10 protein-coding genes and 1 pseudogene are annotated in these 22,178 nt (G+C 69.1%); 4 read left to right on the forward strand and 7 right to left on the reverse strand.

Annotated features, from left to right (window positions below; translation table 11 throughout):
- Positions 1-704: 704 nt before the first annotated feature.
- Complete coding sequence (locus tag ACFY00_RS36825) at positions 705-944, reverse strand: hypothetical protein (protein WP_388038280.1); 240 nt, start codon at positions 942-944, stop codon at positions 705-707.
- A gap of 345 nt (positions 945-1,289) precedes the next feature.
- Here ACFY00_RS36825 and ACFY00_RS36830 point away from each other — a divergent pair, with 345 nt between their 5' ends.
- Positions 1,290-3,938, forward strand: coding sequence for a tetratricopeptide repeat protein (locus tag ACFY00_RS36830; protein WP_388038283.1), 2,649 nt, complete (start codon positions 1,290-1,292; stop codon positions 3,936-3,938).
- A gap of 263 nt (positions 3,939-4,201) precedes the next feature.
- Positions 4,202-5,008, forward strand: coding sequence for a helicase associated domain-containing protein (locus tag ACFY00_RS36835; protein ID WP_388038285.1), 807 nt, complete (start codon positions 4,202-4,204; stop codon positions 5,006-5,008).
- A 145-nt stretch (positions 5,009-5,153) separates the two neighbouring features.
- On the opposite strand, the gene ACFY00_RS36840 is transcribed toward ACFY00_RS36835, so the two are convergent.
- The 3 genes from ACFY00_RS36840 to ACFY00_RS36850 all read right to left on the reverse strand — a co-directional run bounded on the left by ACFY00_RS36840 (position 5,154) and on the right by ACFY00_RS36850 (position 7,374).
- Positions 5,154-5,798: a hypothetical protein gene (locus ACFY00_RS36840; protein WP_388038287.1), complete on the reverse strand. Its 645-nt coding sequence runs from the start codon at positions 5,796-5,798 to the stop codon at positions 5,154-5,156.
- 6 nt (positions 5,799-5,804) lie between these two features.
- The gene (locus ACFY00_RS36845; RefSeq protein WP_388038288.1) at positions 5,805-6,725 is read right to left on the reverse strand and encodes a hypothetical protein; all 921 of its coding nucleotides are present in this window, start codon (positions 6,723-6,725) and stop codon (positions 5,805-5,807) included.
- Between the two features lie 232 nt (positions 6,726-6,957).
- Positions 6,958-7,374, reverse strand: a complete 417-nt coding sequence (locus tag ACFY00_RS36850) for a hypothetical protein (protein ID WP_388038290.1) — start codon at positions 7,372-7,374, stop codon at positions 6,958-6,960.
- A 4-nt stretch (positions 7,375-7,378) separates the two neighbouring features.
- Between ACFY00_RS36850 and ACFY00_RS36855 the strand changes: the two are divergent.
- Both ACFY00_RS36855 and ACFY00_RS36860 read left to right on the forward strand, forming a co-directional pair.
- Positions 7,379-7,864: pseudogene (locus tag ACFY00_RS36855) on the forward strand (winged helix-turn-helix domain-containing protein).
- A 68-nt stretch (positions 7,865-7,932) separates the two neighbouring features.
- Entirely contained in the window at positions 7,933-8,460 is a 528-nt protein-coding gene (locus ACFY00_RS36860) for a transposase (protein WP_388038292.1), read from the forward strand.
- Positions 8,461-9,041: 581 nt separating this feature from the next.
- On the opposite strand, the gene ACFY00_RS36865 is transcribed toward ACFY00_RS36860, so the two are convergent.
- From ACFY00_RS36865 to ACFY00_RS36875, 3 genes are all read right to left on the reverse strand, one after another.
- Positions 9,042-16,016 carry a polymorphic toxin-type HINT domain-containing protein gene (locus tag ACFY00_RS36865; protein WP_388038294.1) on the reverse strand — a complete coding sequence of 2,325 codons (6,975 nt, stop codon included), beginning with the start codon at positions 16,014-16,016 and terminating at the stop codon, positions 9,042-9,044.
- 114 nt (positions 16,017-16,130) lie between these two features.
- Entirely contained in the window at positions 16,131-20,252 is a 4,122-nt protein-coding gene (locus ACFY00_RS36870; RefSeq protein WP_388038296.1) for a LamG-like jellyroll fold domain-containing protein, read from the reverse strand.
- Positions 20,253-20,748: 496 nt separating this feature from the next.
- Positions 20,749-21,738 carry an AraC family transcriptional regulator gene (locus ACFY00_RS36875; protein ID WP_388038298.1) on the reverse strand — a complete coding sequence of 330 codons (990 nt, stop codon included), beginning with the start codon at positions 21,736-21,738 and terminating at the stop codon, positions 20,749-20,751.
- Positions 21,739-22,178: the final 440 nt, after the last annotated feature.

The following is a 22,178-nucleotide window of genomic DNA, read 5'->3' on the forward strand; positions in this document are numbered from 1 at the left end:
CCCGCGGAGCGGGTCCCTACGGGCCTTCGGCCCTTCGGTTCGCCTCGCGCTCCGCGCGAGGGGGCCACCCGTCGGGTGGCCTGGACCCGCTCCGCGTGTCCGGCATCGCGGCTTCGCCGCGGTGCGGCCCGCCGCTTCGCTCTGGGCCTGGGCGCGCCTCCGCTTCGCTCCGGCGGCCCGGGTGGTTGATGTTGGATCAACTAGTTGAGCTGGCTTTGGGGTTGGCGGTGTGGCGGCCTTCGGCCGGGCTGGCTAGGGGGTGGGGCCTGGCGCGGTGTTCGAGTGCGGGCACGTGGGGCTTGGGCAGAGGGGTGGCCGCCCGGGTGCCGACCGAACGGCCCGGAAGTGGTCGCGGAGGGCTGGGCAACCAGGCGCTTCTGTTTCTGCTTCACTTCAAGGTGTCAGAAGATCCCGCCTGATATGGTCTCCCTCCTGGGGAAAATGGCTGTTCCGAGCCGCTCGAAAACGGGGTGGATAATCGGCCGGATTTTGGGGCCCGTCCCCGTCTGTCCGTGTATCAAAATCCGGCGCGTGGGAATCCCGTTTGACATTTTATGTGGAACCTGGAGTGGGTTCTCTTTCGGATCTCCTTGGACTGTTCCGCCTGGACAGGCTGGATCCCGTTGAAAGGAGCGTGGACGGCAGGACTCTGGCTGCCGGAGGCGGGCCCGGGCGGGCACTGGCCTCCGGCGCGAGGTGGATGGTCAGCCGAGGTGTTCGGTGAGCTGCTTGATGATCCAGTCCATGAGGGAGCGGGCGGCCCCGGTGGCGGCGCCTCGGGCGATCTGGCCGGCGAGTTGGTCACTGGCGGCCGGCTCCGGGGTGGGGGCTGGGGCCGACGGCGGGAGTTGCTGCGGAATCGGTGCGGGTGTGGCCGGCTGGTGCGGGGTCGTGGTGGTGCCCAGGGCCTTCTCGTGGGGGGTGTGCTTGTGCTTGTGGGACATCAGGTCCTCCCGTTGCGGGATGTGGTGAGTGCGGGTCAGCCGGCCGGCTTGACCACCACGATCTCGGTCTGGAAAGGCCTGTGGGCGATCTGCGGATGCATCCGGAGCGTTGCGGAAACGGGACCGCGTCCATGCAGGTGGGCGCTAGAGTTGGGCTCCGGTTCGACGGACGATCACGGACCAACGCGGACACCGGCGGACCACCTTGTCGGCCACCGGCACGTATCCAGGTACCGGGGGCCTGGTGGGCTGGTCCTGGGGGCTGTCCACGTACGGGGTTGGGACGGGGGCTGCTGCTGCAGCAGCCGGCTACCGGGGCTGGCCCCGGGGTGAGGGGACAACACGTTGGCTGGCGAGAGCGCGCAGGCGCAGCGGGTGTTGCGGGAGTTCGGGCAGCGGTTGGATCAGTTGCGTCGGGATGCGGGTAACCCGAGTGGGCCTCAGCTCATGGCTGCGGATGAGGACAGGAAGCTCACGGCGACGGCGATCAGTGAGTTGCAGAAGGGTCGGTCCGGGGTCTTTCGTGTGTATGACTGGGATTTTGTTTCCGCGTTCGTCTGTGCTTGCAGGAAGCATGACGAGCAGAATGTTCAGGTTCTGACGGCGGCTCGTACGGATCTCGTGGAATGGAAGATTTCCTACACTCGGCTGGTCACGCTCGTCGAGGAATTCGACCGCATCGGCAAAGAGGAAAATCCGGGCACCGGGCGGGGAGCTCCTGCGGCTGTATCGGGTGGTCCCGTGCTGCCGCTGTTGGCTCCGCCGCCGCGGGTACCGGACGGCTTCACCGGACGGGGGCAGGAGCTGGAGGACCTGCTGACGCTCCTGAACCCCTCGGCCGGTGCGGGGCGTGAGGGCGAGCAGGCTGTTGTGGTGGCTTCCGTGCTCGGGATGGGCGGGATGGGCAAGACCACCCTCGGCCTCGCCACCGCCCATAGGGCCCTCGCGCGTGGGGTGTTCACGGGTGTGCTGTTCTTGGACCTGCACGGTTACGACGACAACACCCTCGATGCCGGCCAGGCCCTGGACAGCGCGCTGCGCGCCCTGGGCACCGAGGCGGAGCAGATCCCACCCGACACCGACCAGCGCGCCGCCCTCTACCGGGCCCAGCTCGCCGCACGGACCCGGGCCGGGGAGCGAGTTCTGGTCCTCGCCGACAACGCCTCCACCAGTGCCCAGGTCCAGCAGCTGGTCCCCTCCGACGGGCCGCACCGTCTGCTGGTCACCTCCCGCGACGACTTCGCCCCCTCCCTGGGCGCACGGCTGGTCGACCTCGACGTCCTCACTCCTAAACGGGCTGTCGAACTGATGGACACCGCGCTGCGCCTCACCCTGCCCAAGGACGAGCGGATCCGCGCCGACCCCGAGGGGGCGGCCAGGGTCGCCGAGCTGTGCGGATATCTGCCGCTCGCGCTGCAGATCGCCACCGCCCAGCTGGTGGCCGAACGCGGCCTCAGGCCTGCGGCGCTGGCGGGGTATCTGGAGGACATCGCTCAGCGTCTGAACTGGTTGGAGGACGGCGACCGGGCGGTGCGGTCGGTCCTGAATCGCTCCTACGAGCGCCTGTCACTTCCCCAGGCCGAGCTGTTCCGTCTCCTTGCGGTCAACCCCGGGCCGGATGTCTCCACCAAGACCGCCGTCGCTTTCACCGGGATCGGCAAGGCGAAGGACGTCCGTGACCGGTTGGTCGCCCTGTCCAGGGCCAGCCTGATTCGTCAAGACCCCGACACCGGGCGGTGGCGCATGCACGACCTCGTGCGCGCCTACGCCACCGAACAAGCCGCCCGCCACCCTGCCCACACCGCTGCGGCCCTGCACCGCCTCCTCAGGTACTACGCCCTCACCGCGCAAGACGCAGACGCACACGTGGACATGAGGGACGCCAGAGAGGATGGCCTGGGACAGCGATTCGCCGGACGGGTAGAGGCGTTGGCGTGGCTGGACGCCGAACGCGCCAACCTCGTCGCCGCCGTCCACACCACCGGCCACCACGACATCGCCCAAAATCTCGCCTCCTATCTCGGCCCCTATCTCCACCTGCGCCGTCACCTCGAAAGCCGCCTGGAGGTCGCCGAGATCGGCCTCGCCGCGGCACGCGACAGCCGCGACCCGGCCGGAGAGGCCATGGCCTGGAACAACCTCGGCAACGCACTGCAGGACCTGCGGCGCTTCGAGGAAGCCGATCAGGCTTACCGCACCGCCCTCAACCAATTCCAGGCACTCGACGACCACTACCGCGAAGCCATCGCCTGGAACAACCTCGGCGGCGTGCTGCAGGGCCTGCGGCGCTTCGAGGAAGCCGAGCAGGCCTACCGCACCGCCCTCACCCAGCACCAAGCGCTCGGCGACCACCACCGCGAAGCCATCGCCTGGGACAACCTCGGCCTCGTGCTGCAGGACCTGCGGCGCTTCGAGGAAGCCGAACAGGCCCACCGCACCGCCCTCAACCAGCACCAAGCGCTCGGCGACCACCACCGCGAAGCCATCGCCTGGGACAACCTCGGCAGCGCGCTGCAGAAGCTGCGGCGCTTTGAAGAGGCCGAACAGGCCCACCGCACCGCCCTCAACCAGCACCAAGCGCTCGGCGACCACCACCGCGAAGCCATCGCCTGCAACAACCTCGGCAGCGCGCTGCAGAAGCTGCGGCGCTTCGAGGAAGCCGAACAGGCCCACCGCACCGCCCTCAACCAGCACCAAGCGCTCGGCGACCACCACAGCGAAGCCATCGCCTGGAACAACCTCGGCACCGTACTGCGTGGAAGTGGTGAGACCGGGCTGGCGGTGGAGGCCGGTGAGCGCGCTGTTGCCCTGTTCGAGGAGCTAAAAGACCAGTACCGGCTGGGAGAAGCGCTGGACGAGCTCGCCGACTCGCTGCTCGCTACCGGTCGACCAGCGAACGAGGTACGGGCCGTGCGGGAGCAGTCGGCTGCGGCGTACCGCAGAGCCGACGCTGAAGACGAAGCCGTCAAGGTACTGGAGAAGACAGACGAGTAGCCGGACAACGCGGGAGAACCCGGTCCACGGGCGAGCGTTCGCTCATCATGATCCCCGTGGAGCGGCTCGGTGAGTCTGCTCGCTGCTCAACCCAACTGCACAAACCCACCCCGCTGCCGTAAAACCGCCGGCCACAGGGTCTGAAACTACCCAAGCAACGTGAACAGCCCGCTCACTCACCTGCACACCACCCGCCACCCGAACTGCGAAGCCCATGCTCACGCCCTGCCTGACCGCACAGAAACAACGGGCAGCGACACCGGGTGGATCAGCTGGAGTCGCTGGGCATGATCTGGGCTGTCAGCGCTGCGCGGTTCGAGATGGGCCTTTCCTGGGCGCGGACGTGGGCGCGTGAGCACTACGGCTCGCTGGCCGTTCCGGCGCGGGCGCTGATCGGCAACGACTTCGCCCTGGGGCAGTGGCTGGCACGTCTGCGGACGGCCGCCGAGGTGCCGGAGGGTGAGCCGGGCGCGCTGGACCCGGCCTGGCGTCAGGCGCTGGAGGAGATCGACCCACACTGGGCGCCGCGCTGGCCGATCACCTGGCAGCGCGCCTACGTGGCGGCGCGGACCTGGTGGCAGGAGGCGGACGGCCGGGTCGACTGGCCGGCGCTCCCGGCGGAGACGGTGTTCGAGGGCGAGCAGCTCGGCCACTGGGTCGCCGCCCAGCGCGGGGCGTTCGCGGACCTGGAGCATGAGCAGCAGGACCTTCTCCTCGCCATCGGCATCGAGGAGGACCCGGCGCTGGCGCAGGCCGCCGCAGTGGAGAAGGCGCGGAAGGCGGCGGCCGCGGGCCGGCCGAAGAAGCCGGCGGTCTCGCGGGCCGACCGGTTCGCGCTGGGCCTGGCCGCGCTCGCCCAGTTCGTCGCCCGGGAGGGCCGGGACAAGCCGGTCCCGCGGTCGCACATAGAGGTGCTGGAGCGGGTGGTGGTCGGCCCGGACGCGGTGGAGAGCACCGGGGCGACGCCGGTGAAGCTGGGGAGCTGGGTGGGCAACCAGCGCACCCGCAGGGCCTCGCTGAGCGAGGAGCAGATCGCGGCGTTGGCCGAGCACGGCCTGGTGCTCGGGTAGATCAGGGCGGGGCCGGTAGGCTCCTGGAGTACTGAGAAAGTCGTGGAGGCCGTCACCTGCGGGTGACGGCCTCCATCGTTCCCGGTGCGGAGCGGCCCCGGCCGCCGTCGTGACAGGCCGGGGCCGTAGCGGTATTGCCTACGGATCAGGGCGTCGCGGACGCCCGCTGGTCGGCTGTCTGCGCCTCGGCGAACGTGCCGTACTCGGTGGAGCGGTCCACCAGCGTCAGGTCCATGTCGCCGGCGGTGAAGCGGCTGGTGAAGTAGCTTCCCTCGATGCTGCGCGGCGCGCGCCCGGTGACGGACAGCTGGCACGAGCCGGTGTGCCGGGGGCTGCGGGCCTGGTGCTCGGTGCGCGGGACGTTCTCGTAGAGGAAGCGGACTTCCGCGATCCCCGAGCCGTCCGTCTTCACGATCGTCGCGTTGTTCGAGCGCGACATGCTCTCCGCCGTACGCAGGGTGGCGTGCAGGGTCCAGTAGGTCTGTTCGATGGTGAGGTAGGTGGTGATGGGGCCGCGGTTGCCGCCCGGCGGGATGTGGCTCTCGGGGGCCGGCTTGAGGATCGAGCGCCAGGTGCCGCCGACCCAGGGGTGGCCGGTGAGGCGGTGGATGCCCCACCAGCGCCAGGCCCACTTGTCGAAGACCAGGAGGCTGTAGCCAATCAGCGAGGGGAGGTAGGCGAAGAGGTACTTGGCGTTCTGGGTGGGCGTGATGCCCAGCAGCGGCAGGGCGACGGTGTAGGCGGTGGTGAGCAGGGAAGCCGTCGTACGGACCGTGGTGGCAGGGCTCATGAGGCGTCAGCTCCCGTATCCGAGGTAGTCCCACGCTGCGGCGACCAACTTGCGCCCGTCGTCCTTGGTCCACTTCTGTCCGGAACCGAACAGCTTCTTGATCCCGTTCGGCTCAACCATGTCATCCGGCCTGGCCTGCCAGGACCAGGGGTTGAATTGGACGCCGAGGTGGATGAGGGCGCCGCGGAAGGCGTCGTCGAACGTCCCCGTTCGCAGGACGTCGTTGGGGACGTTGTATATCAGGCACTCCATGAAGTACGACGGGAGATCCTTGATCACGCCCATCGCGGAGAGCTCGTTCTCGACGGCCTTGAGCACGCGCACCACGTACTTGTAGCGGCGGCCGGTGTCGTTGTTCTTCTCGCGACCATTCACCAGCTGCTGCTGGGACCAGTTGACGATGTGCTTGCCGTCCTTGGTGAAGACCACAGTTCCCTGCTGATCGACACCGAACAGCGTGGTGGGACGGCTGAAGTAGGTGAAGCACGGCACGACGTCGGTGTCCGGTCGGCTGCCCGGGACGCTGGGGACGTAGAAGGCGACGTTGTGGCTGGAGTCGACATTGGTGGACACGGTCTTCAGCGCGATGCCGAGTTCGGACCGAAACTCCTCCGGCGTCCAGCGGCCGCTGTACTCGTTGTTCTGGAGGTAGAGATCCACGAACCCCATACCGGTCACCGCACCGCGGAAGCTCCGCCGGGTGAACTCGACCTTAATGTCCATGTCGCTGTCGCTGCTGACGTTCGTGTTGTTCGCCCAGGAGCCCTTGGGCTCCACGACCAGGCCGAGGCCGGCAAACGGGGGGTGCTGCTTCACCGCGTTCGTCACCATGCGCTTCGCGCGATCCAGCCGTGCTTCCTCCGCCAGCGTCGGGGGCTTCGTCCAGCGACTGAACTTCTCGATGCGCTGCGAGGGCGTCAGTGACATGCCTGCTCCTATCGGCACATCAACAGTCCAGCCCCACGCAGTACTTGTGTGCCCGAGCGCAGCCTACGACCTGCGACCGACAAATCGGCCAGTGTGCCTCCAGCCACCCTGCCGAACCCGGCTGCCCGCACCGGGCGGTCCGACCCGGAATCGAGGGAGAATCGAAGCGGTGCGTGCCGCCGCCCATTGCCTGCGGCACGCACCCTCTACGGTCTGGACGGCCGCCCTGGGCCTACACCGTCTCGTCGGGCTTGTAGTGCCGGTGCTCGGCGAGCTTCTCGCCCCTGCGGGCGGTGCCGACGCACGTGGCGAACAGCCGCCAGCCGTCCGTGAAGTCGACCGTGACGCCGTACCGGAAGCCGGGCGGGATGGGCCTGGTGCTGTAGCGCTCGGCGCGGGCGATGGTGTCTTTCTCCGGGCCGGCGGCGAGCGCGGTCAGCAGGGCCTGCTCGATCTCGGCGACCTGGGCCTTCCCGCCGCCGGGCAGGTCGGGTGCGGGCTGCTCGGCCAGGTGCTCGCCGTCCGCGGCGGCCGGGGCGGTGTTAGACGCTCTGGTGATGGTCCAGTAGACGGTGCCGGCGTCCTTCGCGGTGACCGCGAGGCCGTACGGGCGGGCGGGCCAGGGCTCGGCCGCCTCAATCCCGGGCACGGCGGTGGGCAACTGGCTGGTCAGGAGGTACGCGCAGGGTGGCGGTCTGACCGACACCGAGAGGGCCGCGCGGGAGCGGATCCGCTTGCAGGCCGTGGAACGCTTCGAGTCAGGGCAGAAGAACAGGGAGATCACCGCCGCGTTGCGGGTGAGCGAGCGGTCGGTCGGGCGGTGGCGGAGGGCCTGGCGCGAGCGCGGAGAAGCCGGCGTCCAGTCGAAGGGGTCCCCTGGGCGCCCGAGGCTCGGACCTGGCCAGCTCACCAGACTGGAACGGGAGTTGGAGCGCGGCCCGCTCGCCCATGGGTGGGCGGACCAGCGGCGGACGCTCCCGCGGATCAAGACGCTGATCGGCCGCCTGTTTCACGTCTCGTACACGGTCGAGGGCACATGGCAGCTACTCAAACGGCTCGGCTAGTCGTGGCAGCAGCCGGCCCGTCGCGCGATCGAACGCGACGACGGCGCTGTCGAGGTGTGGCGGGAGGAGACCTGACCGCGGGTAAGAGAATTGCGGCGGAGCGCAACGCATGGCTGGTCTTCGAAGACGAAGCCGGGCAATCGATGACTCCACCGCGCGCCAGGACCTGGGGCCGGATCGGTCGTACCCCGGTCGTGCGGGTGAGGGCCTGGGGCTCCGGGCGGGGGTCGATGGCGGGGATGACCTGTTTCAAGCCGGGCGAGCGGTCCCGGCTGATCTACGCGGTGCGCGAGTACCGGGGCCGCAAGACCGAGCCGAAGGGCTTCGGCTGGCGGGACTTCCGCGACCTGATCGTCCGCGCCCGGATTCAGCTCGGCGGTCCGATCGTCCTGGTCTGGGACAACCTTCGCCTCCACTTGACGGTAGGGATGCGGGAGTTCATCACCGCGAACGCCGACTGGCTCACGGTGTTCCAGCTGCCGACCTACGCCCCCGACCTCAACCCCACCGAGGGCATCAGGTCGCTGGTCAAACGCGACATCGGAAACCTCGCGGCCGCCGACCTCGGCCAGATCACCCGGGCCGTGAAGCGCAGACTCAAGCGCATCCAGTACCGCCCCGACCTGGTCGACGACTGTCTCGCCAGCACCGGCCTCATCCTGGACAGCTGACCGACATCACCCTTTCAAGTTCAGTACTGCCGTCAGACACCGCACAGGCCCCACCGGAAGGTTCCGGTGGGGCCTGTAGTTCGCTATCGCTCACAACGCGATCACGGGCAGAGAGCCAACCTCACTCCCCCTCTGGGCGCCAAGACCCCCAGTAGAAGAATTCCAGCTGCCATTCACCGCCACCCTCAGATTCGATCGTTTCTGTCGCATTCTGGAGATACCACGACGTGTTGACGAACAGGCGCAAATCCCGACCTGCAAGAACATCCGAGTTCAGAAGCCCCACGATCAATCGGCGCGGCTTCTCCTGGAACTCGGCAGACAGCAAGTCGAAGAACCCATCCCAGCCACCACGAAAGTAGCCCGGGAAGTCAAGCTCTCGCCCAACAGCTAGAGAGGCGTCACGCTCCGATTCGAAGCTTGAGGCATCGACGCATCGGACCTGGAATCCCTGACCTTCTACGCGACGTCTGACCTCGTCTCGGCCAGCCCCTGGAAGCAGATAGGGCGGGGCAGACATCCCTGGGATGACGCTAGAGATCGGTCGCCACTGCACGTTTCCTCAACCTTTCGCCGACTCCTCATCGGAGCCGGATGAAATTTTCGTAGTGATTGGAGGTGTAGTACACCTCACCCTTCCGTCCGAATACGAGACGCTCCGCCCCTCGATTCCCCGTCCCGCTGCCGGACGGCCAAACATCGCTCTCCGTGTAGTAGCCGAGCGGCCTATCTGGGAGCTGCCCATTTCCGTTGCCATACTCTCCGGCAGGTCGACCTCTCCTGCCGCCCTGATGCGTCATGGCAGGCGGTCGCCCGTTCATGTCGTAGAAGTCAACAACCTCTTGGATTCGGCTCTGGGTTGCGGCCTTGCTCTGGCCGAAAATCCCTTCCCTGAGCGGGGCACCGAAGAGGCAGTTGCTGTTGTGAACAAGAACGGGAGTCTCGCCCGCCAGCACATAGTACGTATGAACGCCATTTACTGTGAGGTTGTAGGCGGCCAGGAGCGTGGCGGAGTGGCGGGTAGCCACCACGCGGGAGATGGTTCCACTGCTCGTGCGGAGCGCTTCTCCGGCCTGGACGTCCGATGCCTCGACCCAGCTCTTGCGGGTCTCCAGCCAGAACGGGTGGTGGTCCGTTGCCGTGATGGAGCCGGTGTCTTCGAGTGTCAGCGTGGTGAATCCGCGATCGTCAGGCGTCGCGATCGTGGCGTCGATCCTCTGTGGCGAGGCCTGACCAGTCTCGGGATCAGCGGCCAGGACGGTGTCGCCGACCTTCAGGGTCTCGATCGGGGCAGTGGCCCCGTCGGCCAGGAGCACCTCGGTGCCAGCCGGAAAACTATTGAACTCGCATGTGGTGGCCGCCCCTTGCTCCTGCGAAGACTCCTCTTTCTGGAGCTTCGAGGACTGGCCCTTGAATGTGCCGGCCGACCATCCCGAATTTCCGGTGTACGGCTTGGGCGTGCGGCTGTACCCCTCGGCGTTGAAGTTGCCGAACTGGCTCTGGAGCCAGCCTCCGCCGATGATGGCACCAGCGGTTACAGAGGCGTCGCAGCGACCGACGTCCATGCAGGAGGCGTGGAATTTGGTGATCAGGAGTTGGCTGATGTTCGAGTCGTAGGCCTGGGATCCGGGCTGGGCGTTGGTGTTGGTGACGTCGTTGCAGCCGAATTCGTGGTTCCAGCCGGCACAGTTCTTTGCGATCCGGTCGTACATGGCCTTGCGGATCTTGTCGAAGGCCGGGTTGTCGTTCCTGATGGCGACGCCGGGGTAGATGAGGGTGTAGGTGCCGTTGTTGGGGAGGTCCTTGCGGTCGGTGTACCGCATCCTGCAGGACGCGCCCTCGCAGAGGTCGTCCTGGATGGTCCCGCCGCCTTCGGTCGCTCCCGCGTACTTCATGAGGCCGCTGGGGTCGCTGTAGGTGAGGGGGTTGTTGGTGCTGTAGGTGTAGCCGGCGAGTGCTTGCGGGTCGGTGGGTGACAGGAGCGGGTCGACGCTGATGAAGCGGCCGGTGGTGGGGTCGTAGTCGCGGGCTGCGAGGTGGGTGAGACCCGTGGGTTCGGTGGTGCCGCCGAGGAAGCCTCGGTTGCCGGCCCAGGTGGCGGGATTGGTGCCGCGGGTGGCGCCGAAGGGGAGGGTGTGGCGCTGGTCGGTGGCTCCGGTGGTGGCGTCGATGTTGACTTCGGCGGTGCCGTGGTGGTCCGCGCTCTGGTAGGTGAGCTTGTTGTCGTCGGTGCGGACGGCGGTGGCGGAGCCGAGCGCGTAGTAGCGGGTGGCGGTGGCCTTGGTGGCGCCCTTGACCAGCTTGAGTTCGGTGTTGCCGAGGTACAGCGTCCAGTTCTCGGCCGCGGGGTCGGCGGTGTCGAGGGTGTGGCCGATGAGTCGGTTGCCCGAGGCGTCGTAGAGGTAGTCGGTGCTCCGGTTGGTGGTTGTGGTGGTGTTGCCGGTGGTGGTCTTGACGGTTGCGGCGAGTCGGCTGAGCCGGTTCTCGGTGTTCCAGGTCAGGGTTTCGTCGCTGCTGCGGTTTCCGGCGGGCTTGAGGTTGCGGGTGGTGGTGTTGCCGGCGCTGTCGTAGCCGTAGCTCTCGAGCACCGGTGCGCCGAGGGCCCCGGTGACGGTGCTGGTGCCGGTCAGGGCGTGGGGCCGGGCGGCGGTGGCGGCCGGGTAGGTGTAGGTGGTGGTGGCGTTATTGGCGGTATTGCCCGCCGGGTCGTGCCGGGTCTCGGTGGCCCGGGTGCCGTTGGTGTTGTAGGTCCAGCTGGTCCAGTACGGGGCCGGTCCGCCGAGGGTGGTACCGGTCGGCGAGGTGGGGCAGGTGTCGGCGGTCGGGGTGTACGCCTCGGTGAGGCGTGCGAGGTGGTCGTAGGTGAAGCACTGCCGGTCGGTGCCGGAGCGCGAGGTGTCGGTGACCGAGGTGACGTTGCCGGCCTGGTCGTAGGTGTAGGCGGCGGCGCGGGCTGCGCCGGTGACGCCGTACTGGTCGGTGCGGCTGGAGGCCAGTCGCTGGGTGCCCCACTCGTAGGAGTCGGTGACCAGGATCCGCTTGTCGCCGGTGCCGTTGAGGGTGGTCTGCCAGGGCTTGTTGGTGGGGCTGTAGGTCTGGCCGGTTTGGTAGTCGCTCAGGCCGATGACCTGGGTGGGCCGGTGGAGGGAGTCGTAGGTGAAGGCGATGGGCTCGGCCGGGAGGTTCCCGGCGGCCGGGTAGGTGAGGGTCTTGGTCTGGCCGTCGAGCCGGTAGGTGGCGCCGCTGGTGTAGGTACCGGCGAGGGGTTCCTGGCCGGGGACGGAGGGGACGGTGACGGTGGTGCGGGTGGGTCGGGACAGGGCGTCGAAGAGCGAGTAGGCGGTCTTGTACTGGTAGGTGTTCCCGCCGACGGTGGCGTGGCGGGTGCTGGAGGACAGCTGTCCCTTGTTGCCCGCCGGATCCCAGACCTGGGAGGTGAGCAGAGGGCCGGTGGGCGAGTCCTGGTGGGTCTCGGTGGGTCGGCCGAGGTTGTCGTAGACGGTGGCGATGGTGTTGCCGCGGCCGTCGGTGGTGCTGGTCAGTTCTCCGCGGTCGTTGTACCTCATGGTGGCGGTGCCGCTGTCGGGGTCGACAGCCTTGGTCTGGTGGCCGTGCTGGTCGTAGGACCAGGTCCAGACGGTGCCGGCGGGGTCGGTGAGGCGGGTGAGGTGGCCGGCCGGGTCGTAGCGGTAGGTGGTGGCGTCGTAGGCCCCGGTCGGGGTCGCGGACTTGTACTGGCGCAGCTCGGTGGTGTGTCCGGCGGCGTCGGTGATGGTGGTGGTGGGGGTGCCGCCCTGCGGTGGGGTGATGGTGGTGCGGTCACCGGCGTACTCGGTGAGGGTGCTGGACAGGGGGGTGCCGACGCCGTTGCCGGCGAGGAGGGTGGATTTGACGGGCCGTCCGAGGCCGTCGTAGGCCGTCGTGGTCTGGGTTTCGAGGTTGGTGGTGTCGTCGACGTTGCGCAGCGTGCTGGAGGGCGCGCCGGCGGTGTAGTAGGCGGCGTAGGCCAGGGCGGGGTTGCCGCGGTCGTCGTAGAAGGTGTCGGTGAGGATGCGGCCGCCGTCCGGGCCGGGGGTCTGGCTCTGGCGGGGGCGGGCGAAGCCGTCGTAGAGGGTGTAGGCGGTCTGTTGGGAGCCGTCGTCGTCGAGGGTCTTCGTGGCGATCGCGCTGGGCTTGCCGTCGGCGATGGTGTAGGTGAACTCCTGGTCGGGAGTCTGCCCGTTGGACTTGGCCCGGTCGGGGAGCCAGACCTTGAGGGTCCGTCCGAGGGCGTCGTACTGGATGTCGGTGCGGCGGTTGTTGGCGTCGAGGGAGTCGACGGGCAGGCCGCGCAGCAGGTCGAAGTCGGTGGTGGTGGTCTGTGAGGTCGCCGTGTTGCCGACGGTGGCCGGCGGGGTGGTCTTCGTGAGGCGGGCGGTGCGTCCGGCGGCCGGGGTGTAGGTGCTGCTGGTGGTACGGGCGTCGGGCGAGGCGGTGGTGACCGGGCCGGTGCTCCCGGTGGTATCGAAGACGGTGGTGGACACCAGGTCGGTGGCGGTCAGGGGCCGGCCGTAGGTGTCGAAGGTGCCGCTGCTGTCCAGGTAGGTGGCGGTGGTGCCGGTCCGGTTCTTGAGGCTGTGGGCGAGGGTGACGTCGCCCTTGGTGGGCGGGGCGCCGTAGGCCTGGTTGTCGTAGCGGTAGCGGACGTCGGACAGGACGGCGGAGGTGCCGTCGGGCTGGGTGTCGCGGTTGACGTTCGCGGAGCAGTTCGCGGCGACGGTCTCGATCTGGCTGACGCCGGCGAGGATCCAGGTGGTCGTGTTGTCGGTGTAGGTGGTGCGGGTACACGTGTCGTCGGCGGGCTCGGTGGTGTCGCCGAGGTCCTCGAGTGCGGTGACGCGGCCGTAGCCGTCGTAGGTGGTGTTGGTGCGGGTCTCGCGCCAGGAGGCGCCGGCGCCCTTGTCGAGGGAGGTGAAGGAGCGGGTGGCCGCGGTGCCGGTGAGGTTGGCGGTGGTGGTGCCCCAGTCACGTACGCGCTGTGCGGTCTGCTGCTTCCACGGGGTGCTGACCGTCTTGCCGAGGATGACTCCGCCGGGCTTGTCGAACTGCTCGGTGCGGTACTCGAAGCCGGCCCACGCCTGGTCGTCGGTGAGGGTAGTTCCCTCACCGTCGTTGACGGTGACGCTGCGCTTGGCGTTCTTGTCGGTTGGGCTGCTGCGGTCGCCGTCCATGCCGCGCAGGAACCAGTGGTCGGCCTGGGTGGACATGCCGGCGACGCCGCCGGTCTCGATCCGGGCGTGGGCGTAGCCGCGCCACTGGGACCAGGTCTTGAGCTTGTCCTTGGTCAGGCCGTCCTCGTCGTCGTAGTGCCAGGCCGCATCACCGAGGTAGCTGTAGTGGGTGACCATGTCGGGTGCGCCGCCGGTGCGGTCGGTGGCGATGACGGAGGCCACCACGTACTTGTTGAACCACTCGGTGGTGATCGGGGAGGTGTCGGAGGCCTGGTACGTCTGCGGGAAGCAGCGGGTGGTGTTGGTCTGCGGAGTGGGCAGGTTCGTCCAGTCGCACACCGCGGCCGAGTAGTTGACGTCGATCTGGCCGCCGAGCTCGTCGGTGATGGTGCCCAGGCGCTGCTTGACGAACGGCAGGCGGCCGTCGCCGGTCTGGTCGAGGCGGTTGACCATCTGCTTGTAGGCGAAGGTGGTCTTCGGCATCACGACCGCCGGGGTCGCGGAGGATCCGGTGTGCTGGATGGAGTCCAACAGCAGTTGGTAGTCGTAGTCCGCGGTGCCCCACTTGTGCTTCAGGTCCCAGGTGTCCACGGGCGTGTAGCTGCCGTCGGCCTGGAGGGTCTTGGCGACGACCTGGGTCAGCCGGGTGCGGGTGAAGAACGTCGGCGCCGGCTGCGGGCAGTCGGTGCCGTCCTTGCAGGTCTGGTCCCACGGGGTGTCGTACCAGTACTGCTTGTTGGCGTCGATGTTCGCCGGGTCGCAGGTGCCCGCCGTGCTCTCGAGGCAGCGCTCGCCCGTGCCGAAGTCGACGCGGGCCATGGGCTTCACGGTCGCGGAGTAGATGTCGGTCTGCTGCTGGCCGTACTCGATGTGGTCGAGGCGGCCGCCGCGCACGTAGGGGGTGCGGTCGGTGGGGGTGAGGTCGCGGCCGTAGTTGTTGGTCTCGGGGGTGTACCAGTACGTGATGTCGTTGCCGTGGGTGTCGACGACCAGGTCGAGGTTCCACCGCCAGCCCTGCTGGCACCAGGACGAGGCGAAGTCGGCGCCGTTGCACGGCTCGCCCGCGTTGTTGCCGTAGACCGGCAGGGTGTAGACGGACTTGGTCTCGGGCTTGCCCGCGGTCCAGTTCGGCAGCCGGTTGTAGCCGAAGTAGTAGGTGGTGCCTTCGGGGGTGGTGGCGCGGAAGTACTCACCGTCGTTGTCGCCGTTGCCGCGGCTGGCGTCGCGCACGCGGACGACCTTGGTGCCGCTGTCGTTCTTGATCCGCCACTCGTCCGCGGAGACGGGGATCAGCTCGCCCGCGTGGCCGGCGAAGCTGATGGTGGCGTTGTCGGTTCCCCAGCACTGGTCGCCCGGACTGAGGCTGCCGGTCTTCGGTGCGCCGTCGTCCGCGCACGGCTTGTAGGAGCGCTCGACGAAGCCCGGGGAGTAGCTGAAGCCGTCACCGATCCAGGAGGCCTGGTTGTTGCTGTTGGAGGTGCGGCCGTCGATGGATCCGGAGTCGTAGTCCAGGCCGAGTTGGGGTGTGAGACCGCCCGGCATCGGGGTCAGCGGCATGTCGTAGGACCAACTGAACGAGCCGCTGTTCAGCGAAGTGGACCAGGTCGAGGCGCTGGCCAGCGGCGTTGCCGCATAGGTGCCGCTCGGGCCGGCGGTTCCGGCGGTGGCGGCCAGGACCATGACACCCGAAGAGGTCTGGACGCGGGTGGATCCGGCGGCAGCGGCGGTCAGGGCGTCCGCCTTGACCGTCTGCGCCTCGGCATCGTTGCCGCCGGGCAGGGCCGTCTGGGTCCGACACTCGGCGAGTTGCGGAGTGGTCAGGGCGCAGGCGGGCAGGCGGACGAGCTTCAGGCGGGATCCGAACGCGGAGCCCGCGGCCCGGGCGAACGACGAGTAGTCGACGCTGACGCCGCTGTCCTCGTTCACACCGGAGACGGTGAACAGCAGGCCGGTCAGACCTGCCTTCGCTGTGGCGTCCTGGTCGAGGATCTCGACGTGGGCCGTGCCGGCCGTTCCGGCGGAGGTGACGGTGATCGGGAGCTTGCCGGCCTTGACCGTCTTGCCGCGCCCGGCGGGCACTTCGGCGGTGGCGTTGCCCTTACCGGGGAGGGCTCCGTGCTTGTCGTCGGTCTTGCTGGCGGTGGTGTCGGCCTTGCGGGGCTTGGCCTTGGCGTCGGAGGTCTTGACCGGCTTCTCGCGGGAGACGGCGGAGGGCGGGACGTAGGGCTGGGCCGCCGCGCTGGCGGCCAGGGGCAGGGTCGGCAGCAGCGACCCGACGAGGGTGGCCGCGATCGCCGCGGCCGTCCTGGGCCGGGTCCGCCGCGCGGCGGACCGTCCGGTTCTCATGGTGTGGTGGCTCCCGTGTCGAAAGGGATGCCCCTGCAGGTGGGCGACCGTCGGGGCGTGGAAGGGCGCCGGCCGGGCAGCTGGGTGCTGCCCGGCCCGGACCGGTGTGGGGACTCAGAGGTCGGTGGCGGTGTCCAGCTCGGCGTTGTGGTCGGCGAGGCGCAGGATCTGCGCGGGACTCAGCACGCCCTGGTAGACCCAGACGTCGTCCAGTTCGCCGGAGAAGTACTCGCCCCACGCCCCGGAGGAGCGGGTGCGGCCGAACTGCAGGCTGTCGCCCGCCTCGTACGGCTGCGGAGCCCCGGTGGAGGAGACGTGGGGGACGCAGCCGGTCGTGCCGGCGATGCAGGTCTGGTTCTCCACCTGGCCGTTGACGTACAGCACGAGCCGGTCGGAGAAGGCGTCGTAGGTGAGGGTCAGGTGGGTCCAGTTCTCCAGGACCGAATAGGCCGGGGTGTGGGCGACCAGGGTGCGGTTGGCGCCGCTGGCGTCGGAGTCACGGACCTCGGCCTGCCATTCGCCGGTGGGTTGCTGGTTGCCGTCCAGGCCGAGCGTGTGCCAGCGCAGGGTGACCGCGCTGTTGTTGGCTCCGGGCAGGGAGAGCACGGTCATGTCCCTGGTCGGGAGCCCGGCGGTGTTCGCCCAGGCGGCCAGGGTGAAGCTCTGGCCGGTGTGCACGGGCGCGCCGGTGGTCGCGGCGTAGCCGGTGGTGCCGTTCAGCATCAGGGTGCCGTGGTTGGGCAGGATGCCGCCGTCGGCGTTGACGGAGGCGCCGCCGCCGAGAGTGGCCGCGAGGGGGCCGGGGTCGTCTCCGGGGCGGGCTTCACCGGGGGTGGTGGCCGGGGTGCCGGTGACCGTGGCGAGCTTCCACCGGCCGGCCAGCTGCGGGCGCTGCTGGACCAGGGCGGACGCTTCGGGCGTGGTGACGACGCGGTCGTAGACGCGGACGTCGTCGACGTCGCCGCCGAAGTGGTCGACGTTGGCGCCCTCGCGGCTGCTGGCGCCGATCTGCAGGGGTCCGGGGGTGACCCACGGGGAGTTCTGCGTGTAGTCGGACTCGCCGACCAGGTAGCCGTTGATGTAGAGGCGCAGCTTCTTCGCGGTGGTGTCGTTCACGCCCAGCAGGTGGGTCCACTCCTCGCTGGTGGTGTCGCCCGCGTAGCACGGCACGCCGTTGATCTGGGTGCCCGGGGTGCAGTCGGGCTGGGCGGCGCGCACGAGGGTGTCGGTGGCGGTGTCCTCCTTGTAGCGGCCGAACGTCCAGCGCTTGGTGGAGGCGGAGTAGTAGAGCGCGAGTTCGCTGTTGTGCGCGCCCGTCTGGCTGAGCACGGTCTTCGCGGCGGTGTCGCTGTCCGCGAGCTTGGGCAGCTTCACCCACGCCGAGACGGAGAAGTCACGGGCACCGTCGACCTGCGGACGGGCGGTGCGCAGGTAGTCGTCCGTGCCGTCCAGGTGGACCGCCTTGCCTGAGACACCGGCTGCGGTGGTCTGGGCGCCGTTGTAGCTGGTCAGGGGGTCGGTCTCGGGAGCGCCGATGACGGGTCCGGTGCTCTCGTCGAGGTGCCACACCGCCTTGGCCGGGGCGCCGGCGGGCTGCTGGTCGGCGGCGACCGCGGTGGCCTGGGCGGCCGTCAGCGGCCGGTCCCAGAGCTTGACCTCGTCGACCGAGCCCGGCCAGGCGGCGGACCACAGGCCCTTCCACCGGTCACGGCCGATCTGCACCGGCCCGTGGCCGTCCCACAGCGAGGAGGGCACGACGGTGGATCCGGCCTGCGCGCCGTTGACGTACAGCACGAGGGCGTGGCCGGGAGCGTCGTAGACGCCGGTCAGGTGGGTCCACTGACCGGTCGGCGCCGCAGTGGACGCGCTCGCCGAGAAGGTGGTGTTGTCGGCGTCGCCGGCCGCACTCTGCACCTTGAACGTCCAACGGCTCTCGGTGTCGTTGACGATGTAGGCGCCCAGGGTGAAGGCGTAGTAGTTCTGGCCGTTCTGGCTCACCGCGACACGGCTGGTGGTCGCGCCGTTGAAGAGCACCCACGCGGAGACGGAGAAGCTCTTGGAGGTGTCGAGCACCGCCGCGTCGGTCTGCGCGTAGCCGGTGGACGGATTTCCGTTGAGTGCGAGGGCGGATCCGAGGTGCCCGGCCGTCCCGGCGGTGGCGCCGGTTCCGAGCGCGGCCGGGACCTGGGCGCCGGCGCCGTTCAGGCTGCCGTCCATGCCCCAGCCGGCACGCTGGCCCTGTCCGTTGAGGACGTTGAAGTAGTACGTCTCGGGCTGCGAGGCGTTGCCCGAGCCGTCGACCGCACGGGCGGAGACGAAGTGCAGGCCGGAGGTCTGCGGGAGCGCCTTGACGGTCTGCTGGGCGCCGCCGGTGGTGGCGACCTCGTTGGCCGAGGACGGCGCCGCATCCAGCCCCCACTGGTACTTGACGACGTCGGTGGAGGCCGACTTCAGCGTGAAGGTGCCGTAGCGGCCCACCCCGTCCGTCCAGGGGAGCACGGCGGTGGCGTCGTTGGATCCGGGGTAGTTCGGCGACGTCACCGCCGGGCCTTCGGGCGCGGAGGTGTCCACCGAGAAGTAGCAGCCGGTCGGATCGCCCTCAGACGACCAGGGGCTCCAGGCGGCGCCGTCCCAGGCCCTGGCCTCCCAACTCAGCGTGGCGCTGTGCGGGAACTCATCCGGAAGCGTCCAGGAGAAGATCGAGCCCGAGCCCTTGAAGTCCGCGTACGACGGCGGATTGTCCTCCGCCCCGGTGGACCACCAGTGGCGCCGCAGCCCGTCGCCGGCATCCCAGTTGACGGCGAACTGCACGCCGACGGCCTCTCCGTCCGGGTCGCTCGCCCGCACCGTGACCTGCGGCAAGCGGTTGATCTTCACCGGATCGCTCTGGCAGACCGAGCCCGGCGACATCGTCATGTCCCCGTTCGGAATCTGGTTCGGGCTGGCGTTGTAGTAGACCTGCAGGTAGACGCCGTCGGTGAACCGCTTCCAGCCGTTCAGGTCGCTTTCGTCCTGCGCTTTCAGGCCGAAGGTGATGGTCTGCCATCCACCGTTCGCGGCGTCCTGCACCAGGTTCTTCACCCCCGCGTCGCGGTCGCCGCCCCATTCGATCCAGCCCGCGTCACAGCCGCTGTTGCCCTTGGCCGCGGTGATGCTCTGCACCTTCCGCAGCCAGAAGTTGGAGTTGTTCTGCGAGTTCCAGGTCAGGCTCCTGGAGATCGCGCCGCTCCACCACAGCTCGACCGGACGCGGCTTCGTGCAGTCGTAGGTGTGGTTCTCCCAGGTGCCGAACGTGGCCCTGAGGATCTGCTTACCGAGGTACGGGCCGGTCGGAACCTGGTAGAACGAACGCTTCACGTCGTTCGGCGCACACCTCGAGGTGTCCCCGCAGAAGCCCAGACCCCAGTCGTGCACCGGCGTCGAGTCGTAGGAGAAGTGCCAGTAGGGCTGGTTCGGGAGGTAGCGCGAAACCCCGGCCCACTCGGAGGCGCTGGCGGTGTGCCAGGCGGGGTCGATCATCACCGGGAAGACCGTCGCCGGATCGTCCAGCAGCGCCTGGTCCGGCGTCAGGACCATCTCGTTCTTCGGCAGCTCCACCTTCAGCTTCGCCACCTTCGCGCCCTCACCCGGTCCGGAGGCGGCTCCGCCGCGGGCTTCGGCGGCGGTCGGAGCGGTGTCCGCCCTCGTCTTCGCGGAGGGTGCCGAACCAGCGGCCGTCGGCGCGGCGGAGGAATCCCACATCACGGGGGTCGGCGCCTCGAACACCGTGCCGCCACCGGACTGGTCGACCGCCTTCAGCGAGCCGTCACCCTGCTGCCCGACCGCCAGGCCGTCGGCCTGCAGGCCCAGTCGCAGCCGGTCCAGCTCGGGGTTCTTCGCCGCGGCCGCGTCGTGCACCACCAGCACCTGCGTGAAGCCGGTCGCCTCAGCGGTCAGCCGTAGGTCCACACCCGGCAGGATCGACCGGTACTCGGCCGTGTTCCCGTCCAGCACCGGCGCCGGCAAGGCCTTCGGCCAGGTCAGCTTCAGCGCCTTCCCGGCCCGCTCGATGCGCACCAGCGGCTGCTTGGCTCCGCCACCGGAGAACTCGATGTCGGCGGTGGCCGCCTTCGGCGCCACCGCGCCGCCCGGCAGCACCGCGAGCGTCGGGTCGACGTCCACCCAGCGGCCGGCCTTGCGCACCCTCTTGGGCTGCACGTAGGTCGTCGACAGCAACGTGCCGTCGGGCTGCGCCACGACGTCGGAGTTCTCCCGCTTCAGTGCCTCGACCTCGACGGGTTTGCCGGTCCGTTTCGCCTCCGCGACCGCCGCACTCTCCGCGGTGTCCTCCGCTGAAGTAGTCGCTGTCGCAGGCCGGACCGGCTCCGAACCGGAAGCCGCGGCCACCGCTCCCGGAACAACGAACATCCCTGCGACCGTTCCAGCGGCGAGCAGGGCGGCGGACACGCCGCGCCCCCACCCCGTCCGCACGGATCTCCTCCGCACGCCACACCCCTATGAGATAGACGACCATCACATGTCAGCCGGATGCTCACGTGGTGCGGCAGCTCGGGCCTCCGGTCAACCACGGAGGTCTTCGTGGCACCGGGCGTCGGTGCCCCCGGCCCCGGCAACGCTGCCGGCGCGACTGCCGGTCGAGAGGACCCGGTCCTGCTGTCAGGGTTCAGATTCCCCGCATGATGATCACGGGACTATCCGTTTCGGGTTTGCGGCGGTGCACGTTTGTGGATAGTCAGTGACGACTACGCGTGGTCTCCGACGGCGAACACCCGTAGGCGGCGCGGTACTCGGCGCTGAACCGGCCGAGGTGCGTGAAGCCCCACCGGCAGGCGACCTCGGTCACCGTCCCCCTGGCGCTGCCGTCCGCGATCGCCTTCAGGTCGTGGTGGGCGTGGTCGAGGCGCACCCTGCGCAGGTAGGCCAGTGGTGTGGTGTCCAGATGCGTCCGGAACGCCTCGCGCAGCGTGCGGACACTGACCCGCGCGGCTTGCGCGATGTCGCAGACCGACACGGCGTCGCCCGCCCGCTCGTCACAGAACTCCGTGGCCCTGCGCAGGGCGCTCGGCAGCAGCGCCGCTGCGCGGTCCGCCGATTTGCTCCAGGAGTGCGGCTGGGCACCCAGCAGGGTGTCGACCAGTAGCCGCTCGAAATGCCGCACCCCCAACTCCGAGCTGCGGCTCAGGGGAGAGAGAACGAACTGCCGGAACGACTGGACGAGCGCGAGCCAGGACTGCACGGCTGGGTCCGCCGGGTCGAGCACGTGCTGGTCAAAGCGCAGCGGCTTGTGCGGAACGTCCCCCAGCCGCACCGCCAGGACCTCCTCCACGAGCTGGCGGGACATCGCCAGCGCCGAGTTGACGGCCAGGTGGTCCTGCTCCGTCAACACCGAATCCCCCGGCCCGCCGGCGCACAGCGGCGACGACAACGCAGCTCCGTTCACGACTACCGCCACACTGCCGACCCGCGGCAGCTGACAGTAGAAATCGGGCAGGTCACCCACCCGCAGCCTGACGGGGGCACCGAAGCCCAGGTCGTAGAGCCCGACCGAGCCTGCGTGGAAGACCTGGAGCCGACCCGGCAGTACCTGCTTGCCCAGGATCGTCAGCCGGTGCGGCGACAGGCGGCTGCTCACGACCTCGTGCAACTCCTCGATGTCCGCACCCTCGTAGAGTGAGAGCGGACCCGCCGTACCGTCGCCACAACCCACCGCTTCGACCACCACACGCCCCCTTCCTGCCAGGCCCGAAGTCCACCTCGCCCCCAAAGCCGGTGGAGGCCGGCTCAACCCTGTCGCAAACGTGTCCCCGGAGCAACCAAGATCACCATCGGGAAGGGGAAGACAACACTGGTCAGGGGCGGTGGCAGGGGCGCTGTCCGGCGGCCCGGGCCTGCGGACCACGGCAGCCCCCCCAGCGTCCGTGGTGGTGCTCTGCGTTGGCGGAGCGGAAGGCGAACTCGTCGCCGTCGAGCACCTGCGGTGCCTGTGTAACCGGCCGTCATTTTGGTCGTGGTGGTTGGTGACTGACCTGGGGTGTTGGGATTGGTTTGGAGTGCGGCCTGGCTTCTGAGCTTGGCGTTTATCCACGCATGTCACTCGACCTGCTGATCTGCGGTTCTTCCCGGGACAGCAGAGGCGGCCGTTCTCCACGCTTCGAGGTGTCG

Source organism: Kitasatospora sp. NPDC001540 (genome assembly GCF_042894345.1).
GTDB lineage: Bacteria > Actinomycetota > Actinomycetes > Streptomycetales > Streptomycetaceae > Kitasatospora > Kitasatospora phosalacinea_C.

Excerpts from the sequence above, each read along its gene's own strand:
- ACFY00_RS36845 (WP_388038288.1), bottom strand. The coding sequence starts at position 6,725 with ATGTCACTGACGCCCTCGCAGCGCATCGAGAAGTTCAGTCGCTGGACG.
- ACFY00_RS36865 (WP_388038294.1), bottom strand. The coding sequence starts at position 16,016 with ATGAGAACCGGACGGTCCGCCGCGCGGCGGACCCGGCCCAGGACGGCC.
- ACFY00_RS36825 (WP_388038280.1), bottom strand. The coding sequence starts at position 944 with ATGTCCCACAAGCACAAGCACACCCCCCACGAGAAGGCCCTGGGCACC.
- ACFY00_RS36860 (WP_388038292.1), top strand. The coding sequence starts at position 7,933 with ATGACTCCACCGCGCGCCAGGACCTGGGGCCGGATCGGTCGTACCCCG.
- ACFY00_RS36840 (WP_388038287.1), bottom strand. The coding sequence starts at position 5,798 with ATGAGCCCTGCCACCACGGTCCGTACGACGGCTTCCCTGCTCACCACC.